Source organism: Neobacillus canaveralius (assembly GCF_047237705.1).
Lineage (GTDB): Bacteria > Bacillota > Bacilli > Bacillales > Cytobacillaceae > Neobacillus > Neobacillus niacini_K.
The window spans coordinates 24,107-37,116 of sequence record NZ_JBDFLL010000001.1; the positions used below are offsets into that span (position 1 = coordinate 24,107).

Annotated in this window: 13 protein-coding genes; all 13 read right to left on the reverse strand. The window is 38.9% G+C overall.

Translation table 11 applies throughout. The features are described from left to right. Nucleotides 1–192: 192 nt before the first annotated feature. Nucleotides 193–3,726 carry a transcription-repair coupling factor gene (gene mfd, locus ABC255_RS00130; RefSeq protein WP_412990843.1) on the reverse strand — a complete coding sequence of 1,178 codons (3,534 nt, stop codon included), beginning with the start codon at nt 3,724–3,726 and terminating at the stop codon, nt 193–195. Between the two features lie 98 nt (nt 3,727–3,824). Then, nucleotides 3,825–4,055: an anti-sigma-F factor Fin gene (fin, locus tag ABC255_RS00135; protein ID WP_179603562.1), complete on the reverse strand. Its 231-nt coding sequence runs from the start codon at nt 4,053–4,055 to the stop codon at nt 3,825–3,827. 113 nt (nt 4,056–4,168) lie between these two features. After that, nucleotides 4,169–4,729 (reverse strand): aminoacyl-tRNA hydrolase, encoded by a 561-nt coding sequence (pth, locus tag ABC255_RS00140; RefSeq protein ID WP_335530484.1) that lies wholly within the window; start codon nt 4,727–4,729, stop codon nt 4,169–4,171. A 258-nt stretch (nt 4,730–4,987) separates the two neighbouring features. Then, nucleotides 4,988–5,623: a 50S ribosomal protein L25/general stress protein Ctc gene (locus ABC255_RS00145; protein ID WP_412990844.1), complete on the reverse strand. Its 636-nt coding sequence runs from the start codon at nt 5,621–5,623 to the stop codon at nt 4,988–4,990. Nucleotides 5,624–5,722: 99 nt separating this feature from the next. Then, a complete protein-coding gene (locus ABC255_RS00150; protein WP_412990845.1) occupies nt 5,723–6,679 on the reverse strand; it encodes a ribose-phosphate diphosphokinase in 957 nt (318 codons plus the stop codon). A gap of 21 nt (nt 6,680–6,700) precedes the next feature. Next, nucleotides 6,701–8,074: a bifunctional UDP-N-acetylglucosamine diphosphorylase/glucosamine-1-phosphate N-acetyltransferase GlmU gene (glmU, locus tag ABC255_RS00155; protein ID WP_412990846.1), complete on the reverse strand. Its 1,374-nt coding sequence runs from the start codon at nt 8,072–8,074 to the stop codon at nt 6,701–6,703. A gap of 369 nt (nt 8,075–8,443) precedes the next feature. Beyond that, nucleotides 8,444–8,734, reverse strand: a complete 291-nt coding sequence (spoVG, locus tag ABC255_RS00160) for a septation regulator SpoVG (RefSeq protein ID WP_003347151.1) — start codon at nt 8,732–8,734, stop codon at nt 8,444–8,446. Nucleotides 8,735–8,916: 182 nt separating this feature from the next. After that, the gene (gene ridA / locus ABC255_RS00165; RefSeq protein WP_335530491.1) at nt 8,917–9,291 is read right to left on the reverse strand and encodes a 2-iminobutanoate/2-iminopropanoate deaminase; all 375 of its coding nucleotides are present in this window, start codon (nt 9,289–9,291) and stop codon (nt 8,917–8,919) included. 2 nt (nt 9,292–9,293) lie between these two features. Further along, complete coding sequence (purR, locus tag ABC255_RS00170; RefSeq protein ID WP_179603568.1) at nt 9,294–10,124, reverse strand: pur operon repressor; 831 nt, start codon at nt 10,122–10,124, stop codon at nt 9,294–9,296. Nucleotides 10,125–10,180: 56 nt separating this feature from the next. Next, entirely contained in the window at nt 10,181–11,050 is an 870-nt protein-coding gene (gene ispE, locus ABC255_RS00175; RefSeq protein ID WP_335530493.1) for a 4-(cytidine 5'-diphospho)-2-C-methyl-D-erythritol kinase, read from the reverse strand. A gap of 196 nt (nt 11,051–11,246) precedes the next feature. Next, nucleotides 11,247–11,432, reverse strand: a complete 186-nt coding sequence (locus ABC255_RS00180) for a small, acid-soluble spore protein, alpha/beta type (protein WP_307193111.1) — start codon at nt 11,430–11,432, stop codon at nt 11,247–11,249. A gap of 224 nt (nt 11,433–11,656) precedes the next feature. Beyond that, entirely contained in the window at nt 11,657–11,920 is a 264-nt protein-coding gene (gene veg, locus ABC255_RS00185; RefSeq protein ID WP_132097037.1) for a biofilm formation stimulator Veg, read from the reverse strand. A 204-nt stretch (nt 11,921–12,124) separates the two neighbouring features. Continuing rightward, nucleotides 12,125–13,009 carry a sporulation peptidase YabG gene (gene yabG, locus ABC255_RS00190; RefSeq protein ID WP_412990847.1) on the reverse strand — a complete coding sequence of 295 codons (885 nt, stop codon included), beginning with the start codon at nt 13,007–13,009 and terminating at the stop codon, nt 12,125–12,127. Nucleotide 13,010 lies beyond the last annotated feature (1 nt).

A 13,010-nucleotide genomic window follows, 5' to 3' on the forward strand; every position in this document is an offset into this window, starting at 1 on the left:
CCAATGTTGCCTCACTTTCATCTGATGATTTTACTAACTTGGTAATGACAATTTTTCCTTTTGTAGGAATCATCACCAACTTTGAACTTAGTATCTTTCATCTGGAAAGTTCTATACACATTCGTAATATTTTTTCACAAACAGGAAAATTATCCCATTAAAAGAGAATGTTACCCCTGCCAATTTACATAGTTACACAGGATTTTCCTGACCCTTTTTTGCAGCTTGGATCCCTTTTATCATCTCAAATGCTATATTTAGCCAGTAAACCGTGTCTGTCCCTTTAGTCTGAAGGGTCATTTTTAGCTTCTGACCTTCCATTCCAAGTCCAATCATTCGTGGATATTTACTGCTGATTGCAAAGACCTTTTGTCCATCAATTGTGCTGCTCGCTCGTTCATTAACTAAAATGGTAACTTCCTGTTTAGCTTGCTTAATGCTTTCAACACCCGCTAGAAGCGCATAAACCTTCATTTCCGCCACCTGGAATAGATAATCAACTTCTTCAGGGTATTCACCAAAACGATCAATCATTTCTGCCTGAAGTTCTTCAACATCTTCTAGTGTTTGCAGGCCTCTAAAACGCTTATACATCTCGATTTTTTGATGGCCGTCTTTAATATAGGTATCAGGGATATAGGCATCGACTTCTAAATCAATTTCCACAGTAGACTTTTGCTCTACTTTCAAATCCCCTCTTCTTTCCTCAATCGCTTCTTTCAGCATTTGAGAGTACAGATCAAATCCTACTGAGTCGATGAATCCATGCTGCTGTGCCCCTAATAAATTACCTGCACCCCTAATCGATAAGTCGCGCATAGCAATTTTAAAACCGGAGCCAAGCTCAGTAAATTCCTTTATTGCCTGTAAACGTTTTTCTGCTACTTCCGTTAATACCTTATCCTTCCGGTGCGTGAAATAAGCATATGCAACACGATTAGATCTTCCCACACGACCGCGAAGCTGATAAAGCTGTGAAAGCCCCATTCGATCGGCATCATAGACAATCAAGGTGTTTACATTAGGAATATCTACCCCAGTTTCAATAATGGTCGTGCTGACTAGTACATCAAACTCCCCAGACAAAAAGCTAAGCATAACAGATTCCAATTCATTTTCTGACATTTGTCCATGGGCGAATGTTACTCGAGCATCTGGAACGAGCATCGATATTTCTTCGGCCTTTCTTTCTATATCTTCAACTCTGTTATATAGAAAATATACTTGTCCGTCGCGTGCTAGTTCTCTCTCAATCGACTCTCTAACAAGGGATCCATTGTACTCCATTACATAGGTTTGAACTGGGAAACGATTTTCAGGAGGTGTTTCAATTACCGATAAATCACGAACACCGAGCATGGACATATGAAGTGTTCTAGGTATCGGTGTTGCTGTTAATGTTAAAACATCAATGTTTGATTTTAGCTTTTTTATCTTTTCTTTGTGGGTTACCCCAAATCTTTGCTCTTCATCAATGATTAATAAACCTAAATCACGATAAATGATATCTTTTGAAAGGATACGATGTGTTCCAATTACCACATCGATTGTACCTGCTTTTAATCCTTTTATCGTTTCTGTTTGTTGCTTTTTAGAACGGAAGCGGCTTAACAGACCAATATTGATTGGATAGTCTTGAAATCTTTCTCTCATTGTCTCAAAATGCTGCTGAGCCAAAATCGTTGTTGGTACTAGTAGTGCCACTTGTTTACCATCTGCAATGGCTTTAAATGCAGCTCGAATTGCTACCTCTGTTTTTCCATATCCAACATCACCACAAAGCAAACGGTCCATTGGTCTAGGTCGTTCCATATCCTTTTTAATCTCATGGATGGACCGAAGCTGGTCCTCTGTTTCCTGGTACGCAAAAGCCGTTTCAAACTCCCTTTGCATATCCCCATCAGGAGAAAAAGCATAACCAACCGCTGCCTCACGTTCTGCATAAAGCTTAATTAAATCGTCTGCAATGTCTTGAACGGAGGATTGAACTTTCTTTTTAACCTTTTTCCAATCACTGCCGCCAAGTTTATATATTTTGGGCTCTTTTCCTTCTGAAGCAACATACTTCTGAACAAGATCAATTTGTTCCACTGGAACATAAAGCTTATCTGTCCCATGATATCGAAGATGGAGATAATCCTTATGAACACCGTTTATAACCAGGGTTTCAATTCCCAAGTATTTTCCGATCCCATGATTAACATGGACGACATAATCCCCGACTTTAAGTTCAGAATAACTCTTGATCCTTTCGGCATTTGAAAGCTTTTGTCTGTTAGTAGACTTTTTGACACGTTTAGTAAAAAGCTCTTCTTCTGTAATGACAGCAAGCTTTTGAATTGACAGCTCAAATCCAGTTTGCAGGTTCCCCTTCAAAATCTGAACTTTTCCAGGTAGAAGCTGCTGACCGCTGCGTGCAATGGAGGCTTCTATTTCATAATCTTCTAAAACTCGTTCTAATTTTTTTACTCTTTCATTGTCTGGTCCTAAAAAGACAATCGAATAATTTCCTTTTTTCCATCTGTCGACTTCTGCCTTCAATAAGTGCATTTGTCCATGGAAATTTTGCATTTGTTTACAGGAAACATTGATAATATTTTGCGGACTCGTATTGGCAACATGACGAAGAAACAAGCTCATATAAAGAATCGGAAACTCACTTTTATGAAGCAGCCCGGGTAAATCATGGGAAATAGCCAAATCATGAATAATTTGACCTTCACTAAGCAAGGCAGTATACCATTCGGCCTCTTCTTTTATCAACGATTCGTTCATTTCTTGAACCCGGCTTATTTCATCAATAAATACCATTCCATTAGAAGGTAGATAGTCTAGTAAACTAGTACCGCCTTCGTATGCTAGTGAAAGATATTTAAATACATGATCTGGTTTGTGACTATTTTTTAGCTGTTCCAGCTCATAACTAATATTTTGCGAGAGCTTAATCTTTGCTTTGTCATCCTTTAATTTTCGTAAGCTTTTAGCTAAACCATCCTCTAGGTTACCGATTAATCGGCTATAATTCTCTGCCTCAAAAAGAACCTCCGTAGCAGGTCCAATTGAAACTTCAGCTGTTTTCTCGATGGAACGCTGGTCTTCTAAGGAAAAATAGCGGATTGAATCAATCTCTGTATCAAACAACTCAATTCTGATAGGATTGCTCACTGTAAGCGGATAAATATCAATAATCCCGCCCCTTATACTAAACTCTCCGGGGGTCGAAACCATATCCACCCGAACATATCCCATCTTAACGAATGTAGTTAGTACCTCTGTTACATCAAGGTCATCACCTATTTTATATGTCAACTGGTACTTCTTCCAGATGTTCTTTGGAGGAATGACTTTTCTTAGCCCAGCAATAGGAACAATCATAATACCCTTGTTTTTCTTACTGAAATGGTTTAAGGCTTCAATCCTTTGTGCCTTTAACTCTGGACTCGCTATACTCATCTCAGCTGCTATTAATTCATTTGCTGGGAAAAGAAAAACTTCATTCTCACTTAATAGATTTACAATATCGTCATAGAGTTTTTGTGCTTGCAAGAGATTATGGGTAATAAATAGAATTGGTCTTTTCATGTGCTCGTAAATTGCCGCTGTTAGGACTGTTCTTGATGAACCCGACAATCCAGCAATAAGCTGTTCCTTCAAGCCTTCTTGAACTCCAGATATGATAGAGTGAATATCTTCTTGGTCTAGAAATAATGATTTTAAACCTTTCAAAAGCCCGTTCCTCCTCTCTCGGAATCTTCTTCGTATTATAACTTTAACATTAGTATTTTAAAAAATAGAAAAATGCTTTGGAGTGCTTCCAAAGCTGTTTAATGAATGAGGAAATCATATTGGTGATAATCTGGATTTCTTTCTAATGCTTCCTGACAATCCTCACATATAGCTGTAATGTGTATATTACCAGACACATCATACGCAACCATCTCTTGTCTTTCCTGCTCCGTTAATTTATGAAGACCGAGTGTTTCGCTGTGTATCGATGATTGTTCAATGGAACCTATATTTGTGCCACAATGACGGCAGTGATAATGAATGGCCACTAACAAGCCCTCCCTATTCTACTATTAATAATAGTATTTACGAAGAATAGCGAGTTTATTCAAAAGAAATGCGTTCTTTATTCTATGAAAGAAAGGGTTATCTAATGAATCATTTACTGATTAAATTCATTCATTACCTGTAAGAACGGCTTTTCTAACCAAGCCTTACATGCTTCAGAGCTCTTTTTTACGGCTTCCTTTGTTGACGGAAGATCTTCTTCGTTGAAACGTCCCAACACGTAATCAGGTACCTTCATACCGTTTCTTGGCCGATCAATTCCAATCCGTATTCTGTTAAATTCTTGGGTTCCAAGATGTGCCACCGTAGATTTTATTCCGTTATGCCCGCCAGCACTTCCTTTTTGGCGAAGCCTGATTTTTCCGACTGGCAAGTCAAGGTCATCATAGATAACCAGAAAATCTTCTAACTCAATCTGGTAATAGTCCATTATCGCTCGAATTGATTCCCCAGAGAGATTCATATAAGTCAACGGCTTTAATAAAACCACTTTTTCACCTTTATGAGAACCAATTCCAAATAGTCCTTTGAATTTTGATTGATTTAAAGGAATATTTAATTGATCCGCAAGCTCATCAATGACTTCAAATCCTATATTATGTCTTGTCTTATCATACTGCTTCCCAGGGTTTCCTAAACCAACTATTAATTTCATTCTTACCCTCTCTTTCGGCCCAGTCCACCTGTTTATTAACTTTCGGAGCATCGTAATCTCTCCCACCTAATAATACGTCTTTTTAATGATAAATGCGACAAAAGACGTAACCCTTTTAAGGTTACGTCTAAAAATATTGTCTAGCTGCAGCGCCTAGGGGCTCGGGGTCATAAGCCAATCCGTCAAGAAGGTTAAAGAGCAACCTTCTCGCCGGCTCGTCTTATGCCTGTCGCCCCTGAGCAAGGCGCTTCCGCTTTTCTATTCACCGACAGGCTCTGTTTCTCTTCCTTCTTCGTTATCAGGGTGGCCGCCTTCTTGCTGTTCACCAGCGTTGATTTCCTCTTCTTGTCGAGGAGGCAGAATGCTGGCAATTACTTCGTCTTCCTCATGATTAATTGTAAATGACCCTTGATAGAGGATATCGGAAACTTTCATTGTTTCGCCCACCTGAAGGTTACTTACATCGACTTCAATTTGCTGTGGTATTTCTGTTGGAGTTGAGGTAATCGATAATTCATGAACAGACTGCTGAAGAACACCGCCATCCTTTACCCCAGCAGCCTCGCCAGTAAGGACGAGTCTTACGGTTACGTTAATCTTAGAGGATTTATCAACAGCTAGAAAATCAACATGAATGATTTCCTTTTTAATAAAATCCTCTTGATAGTCAGTTAAAACTACATCATGCTTACTGCCGTCTATATCAAGTGAAATAACTCCATTCCTGCCTACGTTTCGAATGGTTTTTGTTAAATCAGCAGAGCTGACAAAAACAGGTCTACTTTCAAGCTTCCGCCCATAAATTACAGCAGGAATGTTACCAGTTTCTCTTATCTTTCTTAACTCCGAATTACGCAGTTCCTTACGTTCCTTTGCTTGTAAAACTGTACTCATGAGTTTAGTCACCTTCCTAGTTTTGTTCTTAACTGTCTCTATAAAAATTCCCCAAAACAGGAAGGTCTAAACATTTATTTATAAAAGCAATGATAAAGATCAATCAAATAATGTACTTACAGATTGTTCTTCATGTACGCGGATAATTGCTTCGCCCATTAAAGGTGCTACTGAAAGTTGAATGATTTTATCTGTCTTTTTCTCTTCTGGCATAGCAATTGAATTTGTAATAACTAATTCTTTAATTTTTGAATTTTGAATTCTATCCATCGCCGGTCCAGATAAAACAGGGTGTGTACAGCATGCATATACTTCTTTTGCACCGTTCTCTACCAGCGCATTTGCGGCAAGTGTGATTGTCCCTGCAGTGTCAATAATATCATCAATTAAGATAGCAATTTTCCCTTCGATATTACCGACAATATTCATTACTTCTGCAACATTTGGCCGTGGGCGACGTTTGTCAATAATCGCAATTGGGGCTTTTAATCGTTCAGCTAATTTTCGAGCTCGCGTTACACCACCATGGTCTGGAGAAACGATAACGAGGTCGCCGTTGAACTTTCTCTTTAAAAAGTATTCTGCTAAGATCGGTACGCCCATTAAATGGTCTGTTGGAATCTCGAAGAAGCCTTGAATCTGTGGTGCATGTAAGTCTAAGCAGATTACACGAGTGGCACCTGCAGTTTCAAGAAGGTTTGCCACTAACTTCGCGGTAATCGGCTCACGTGCACGTGCTTTACGATCTTGGCGAGCATACCCATAGTATGGCATAACAATGTTGATTGTCTTGGCAGAGGCTCTCTTAAGAGCGTCTATCATGATTAACAATTCCATGAGGTGTTCATTAACAGGTGAGCTAGTCGATTGAATGACATATACATCACAACCACGGATACTCTCTTCGATATTAATTTGAATTTCTCCATCACTAAATCTTGTAACAGAGCTTTTTCCTAATTCAACACCAATAACCTTGGCAATCTCTCTCGCTAAAGGTAGATTTGAATTTAGACTGAATACCTTTAAGTTTGGATCTAAGTATTGATTTGACATAATGCCCTCCAATATTCATGCTTATTTTTTCTTATTAAGCTTATCGACATAGTTTTCCTTATTTACCTGCTGTGCACGTGCAATCGATAATGCATTGCCAGGAACATCCTTTGTTATCGTTGAACCTGCAGCTACATATGCGCCTTTTCCAACGGTAACAGGCGCAACTAGATTAGAGTTACAGCCTATAAAGACTCCATCCTCAATTCTTGTTAAGAATTTATTTTTCCCATCATAATTAACTGTTATAGATCCACAACCAATATTAACATCACTGCCAACCTCAGCATCACCAATATAACTAAGGTGTGAAGCTTTACTTCCCTTACCAAAAACAGCTTTTTTAATCTCAACAAAGTTCCCAATTTTCACTTCATCATGGATGTTGGAATCAGGTCTAATATGTGCAAATGGCCCGATATTAACAAGCGATCCAATCGAACTATTATAAGCGGCAGATTGACGGATTACCGTTTCATCTCCTACTTCACATGAATCAATTTCTGAGTTTGGTCCAATTTGGCAGTCGGAACCAATTACAGTTTTGCCTTTTAGAATTGTACCCGGAAGAATAATTGTATCCTGACCAATTACGACATCTGATTCAATGTATGTATTCCGAGGATCAATAATTGTGACTCCATTTCGCATATGGCTTTCATTTATCCGGCTGCGCATAATTCTTTCTGCCTCTGCCAATGCAACTCTATCATTAACGCCTAAAGTCTCTTCAAGATCCGTGGTTTGGAAAGCAGTAACAACTTCCCCTTGATTTTTTAGGATTTCTACTACGTCCGGCAGGTAAAATTCGCCTTGAACATTGCCATTTGAGACCTTCTTAAGTGCTTCAAACAAAGCAGCATTATCAAAACAATAGGTACCTGTATTAATTTCATTTATTTCCCGCTCTGTCTCAGTAGCATCTTTATGCTCCACAATTTTTTCAACAAAGCCATTTTCATTTCGAATAATTCGTCCATATCCTGTTGGGTCCTCAATTCTTGCTGTAAGAATTGTAGCCTTTGCAGATACTTCCTCATGATGTTTAAATAAAGACTCCATCGTTTCTGCTTTAATTAGAGGCGTGTCACCACAAACTACAATGGTAACCCCTTCTTTACCTTCTAACCTCTGCTCGGCCTGCATAACAGCATGTGCCGTTCCAAGCTGTTCTTCTTGAAGGGCATAATGACTTTCTTCCCCTAATTGAGCTTTTACCAATTCAGCTCCATGTCCAATCACAGTAACAAATTCTTGAATATTTAGCTTCTTCACTTGGTCAACAACATGTTGTACCATCGGCTTACCACATACAGGATGTAAGACTTTATATAGCTTTGACTTCATCCGTGTTCCTTGTCCTGCAGCCAAAATCACAGCATAACGATTATGCATATTCAAGTCCTCCAATTTTACCTTTTTATCCAAGGCTCTTTTCTCAGAAGTAAAATACGATTGATTGAGCGTTATTTTCATATGAAAAGCCTTCATTTTATGAGAAAAGAGCCTGTAAACTTTGTTCTAAGCTCAATATGACTTATTCCAAGTTAAAATCGGCTTTTAGATTTTAACAAGCCTCTTTAAAAAAACAGCCTTATCCATTAAAAATATTAACGTAATTAGTCAGTCATTTCAAGGAGTGTAGGAAAAGTGTCCGAATTTGTTATTTTTAAAAAATTAGCAGAAGGAAGAAAGCGCGGGGAATAAAGGAGAACTAAAAAAAGAGCGCTACTTGTGTAGTAGGCTCTAGTTGAATTTTGCTTTCTAGGAAGCACCGGCTTCTTCAAATTCTACTTCTAATTCACCTAAGCGGTGATACTCAGCCAAGACAGCTTCTTGAATCTTACCACGTGTACCAGAGTTGATTGGATGCGCAATATCACGAAATTCTCCGTCTGGAGTACGTTTACTTGGCATAGCCACAAATAAACCATTGTTGCCGTCAATAACGCGGATGTCATGAACAACGAATTCATTGTCTAATGTAATTGATGCAATCGCTCTCATACGACCATCCGTGTTAACACGGCGTAATCTTACGTCTGTTACTTCCATGTGCTCACACCCTTTTCTTATGTTAAAAAGCTAGTGTTATTAATTCAACATGGTTTCTAGTAAATCCTTCTTAATCTATTAAATATTTTAAAAATATTTTAGGCAAAATGGTGAACATTTTTAAAAGTCAGATATTTTAGTATTAAATATAGTGCTTATAGAATAAATTAAAAAACGCTCGATTATTTCACGAGCGCAATCACTTCTATTTCCACCAATGCGTCTTTCGGTAATCTTGCTACCTCTACGCAAGAACGCGCTGGTTTATTCGTTGAGAAATATTCACCATATACTTCATTTATTGCCGCAAAGTCATCCATACTCTTAATAAAAACAGTAGCCTTTACGACTGTCTCAAATGAAGCCCCTGCGGCTGTAAGCACGGCTTCCAAATTTGAAAAAACCTGATGAGTCTGTTCTTTTATACCGCCCTCTATCATGGCTCCCTCTGCTGTTAACGGAATTTGACCAGAACTATAAAAAAGATTATTTACGATGATTCCTTGGGAATAGGGTCCAATCGCTGCAGGCGCTTGGTTGGTTTGAACAACTTTCATACTTATTCCTCCGTTCTTCTCTTAAAATAATTTCCTTCTGTAACCTGAATCCTCTTTTCCTTTACATCAACATCCGTCAATTTAACAAGTGATTTGTATTCATCAACGAGTCGTTCTTCGATTTTTTCAGCTTCAACCAAAACGGCTATACCAGCGACGGTAGCATTAAACTCTTCTAGTAAGCTGATCATTCCCATCACTGTTCCGCCTGCTTTCATAAAGTCATCGACAACCAAGACCCTAGAGCCTTGAGCCAAACTCCTTTTTGAAAGGACCATCGTTTGAATTCTTTTTGCGGACCCAGATACATAGTTAATGCTGACAGTTGGACCTTCTGTTACTTTACTATCTCGTCTAACAATCACAACAGGCGTATTTAACTGACTCGCAACAGCATAAGCAAGAGGTATCCCCTTTGTAGCTACTGTCATGACCACATCGATTTTAGTATTCACATAGGCGGAAGCAATAATCCGGCCAGCTTTTTGGACAACGGATGGGTCACCCAAAATATCAGTTAAATACAAGTATCCCCCCGGTAGTAGGCGATCAGGATGAGCAATTAATGAGCATAACTCATTTACAAAAGGCCTTGCCTCTTCATCACTTACACTTACAAAAAATTTAACTCCACCCGCTGCACCTGGTACAGTTTGCAGCGTTCCGATACCTCTTTGTTCGAAGGTCTCCTTAACTATTGCTAAGTCTTCACTGATAGAAGATTTCGCAGAAGAATAACGTTCAGCAAAGAAGGTAAGCGGTACCAACTGGCGCGGATGGTCAAGTAAATAGCTCGTCATATCGATCAATCGTTCACTGCGGCGAAACTTCATAGCAATCCTCCAAAAAGACGAATATTCTACTTATAGGATATCATCAATGTACGTTTTTAATCAAGGGTATGTCGTTCTCCGAGCATCCGGACAGCAAATACTTGGTCACAAAACCCTCTGAGCCCATTATAAATCCGGTGCATTCTTGAATCGTGCTGGACAATTCCAAAGACAGTAGGTCCACTTCCGCTCATCAGTACTGCATCGGCACCAAAACGCTTCATTTGCTCCTTGATTTGTGCTACCTCTGGATGAAGTTTTAATGTAACATCTTCTAGGACATTTCCGACATTTTCACATACACTTTGATAGTCATTGTTTTCTATTGCTTTGACCATTTCGTCAATTTTGGGGTGCTTCATTCCATTTAAATCTAAACGGCGATAGACTTCCGCTGTCGAGACTCCAATAAACGGTTTTGCTAAAATGACCCAGCACGTGGGCGGAGCAGGAAGATCTGTAATCATTTCACCTCGACCCTTCGCTAAAGCAGTGCCGCCATACACACAAAATGATACATCCGAACCTATTTCTGAACCAAGACTAGCTAATTCGTCCAACGTTAAACCGAGTCCCCATAGTTTATTAAGCCCCCTAAGGGTTGCAGCGGCATCACTGCTGCCCCCAGCCAGTCCAGCCGCAACAGGAATTGTTTTTTCAATTGTTATTTGGACCCCTTTTTTAACTTGATATCGGTCCTTTAACAATTGTGCTGCTTGAAAAGCTAAGTTCCTTTGGTCATCAGGAACATAACGGTTATGGGAGAGAATATGTATTTTATCCTGTTCTAATAATGTTAGTTCAACACGATCCGCCAAATCAATCGTCGTCATGATCATCTCAACTTCATGAAAACCGTCCGGACGCTTATATAAAACATCCAGGGATAGATTGATTTTAGCTGGTGCTTTTACTAAAAGCTTCAATATGCACACCTACACTTCTATCGTTCATATATTTTTTCCTATTTTACCACAAAACTACTGATAGGAAAAAAGTCTAATAATAATATTTAAAGACCAGGGGGATTCTACCCTCTGGTCTTACCGTGGTGTTTGATTTGTTTAAACATTGAGAAGCGCAGTGCTGGTTTTCATCTTGCTGGCTATGAACTGCCTTTTTTTAAGAATTCCTGTTGTTTTTCATCAGCTGCTCGGAGGCTAGTTCAATTGCTCTTTTTACCATGTTTCCTGCATCTTTAGCTCTGATGCCACCCCAGCCCTCTTTTTGGACGACATCATAAAAACCAAGCTCTTTTGCAAGTTCTTCTTTAAATTGACTAGACATTACACCTCTTCTTCTTGCCATCTAAACAACCCCTTTTTTACACTCACGGCAGTATTAGTATGGTATTAAGTGATTTATTCAATTAGTTATTTATTTGGATGTGTTAACTAGCCCGTTGATTTGCGCTCTGGGCACTTCGCACAATTCAACTCAGTAATAAAAAAAATAGACTTAACACAGCCATTTTGTAAAAAGCAAAAGGCAGAAAATCGGATGATTTTCTGCCCTAAAAATTGCCCTATATTCTAACTTAAAGCTATGTTTCCTGCTGCATCTTCGTAGAAGGTTATTTGAACCGTTTCAGTAAGTACATCAGCATAGCTGTATGAAACTCGTTCAAATGAATTCTCTTCCTGATCTAACTCGATTACAAACACCGAAGGGTACGTTTCGGCTAATACGCCTGATCGTTCGATTGTTTTTCTACGTCCTCCGTTTGCCTTGAGCAACAATCTTTTCCCTAAATTTGAATCAAGAGCCTTTTTAATATCGGCTAAGGTTTTTGGCATTCGGTCCACCTCACTGTGTAAAGTATATCACACTGACATAGTCCCTGTCAAATAAAAACATAAAATTATATCAGTCCGACAAAAAGATTGTCAATATCTTTTCTTCTACTTTTTCTCCCAATTTTCAACAATCATTATAGTTTCCTTAACAAGGGCGGATTATGTGCATATAAAAAAATAAGCCTTTATTTTTTTCCAAAAGGCTTAGGATTCCTCTTCCTGGACAGGATTATAAGGCATTCCTGTTCGTAAGACTCCTTTAGTTTCAATGCCTCCCAGTCCTTTTTCTCCTGTAAGTGTGTTTCTTAGTACATCCCAAACATTGATACTATCCATAAACGGCGTGAAGCTGATTTTCGCAACGATATAAACGGGGTCTAAAGCATGTATATTGATTCGTGATGGGGAACTAGCGAAATTTGCTCCTGCATGTATTAAGGATTCAAAGTGTGACTGACATGCCCCTGCAAAAATGACGAGTTGATCTAAGTGTGGTATCTTTCTGCGGGCCTCCTTGACGGTTTGGACGAAATGCTTCGAGTGGCGGTATGCATTAATATCTGTTATTTTCCCCTTCGCCTTTGAGTAGGCGTCATGACCAGTAATGACTAAAATATCAGGACGGTATTGATCAATTAATCCGCCAATTTTATTTGGCATTTCTTTCTCGTTACAATGAATGCCATAGACAGGAATACCAATTTTCTCGTATAAGGTCATACACTTTTGTAAGTAATCAGGATCTCCATCCAAGTGAAGAACCCTTCCTGGCATTTGAAAGTAATTGGCTGGCTGAACATAACCGCCTGTCGCTTCATAATCCTGCCTTTGCTTTAGTAAATCAACGTCCTGTGCAAACAAGCGGAAAGATTGCTCTTCCAGGGTTTTATATTCCTGTACTATTTTTGACCTTACATTAGAGTTAATCACTACTAAATCATCATAAGGTGCATCTGCCATCAAACGAATATCCTCACCATATAGGATTGCGAATTTCTGGCCATTTAGTGTTTGAATATCAATAACTCGGAATAGAATATCACAGTTATAGGACCGTCTGCCGACAATATCCATCATCTTTATATTCACT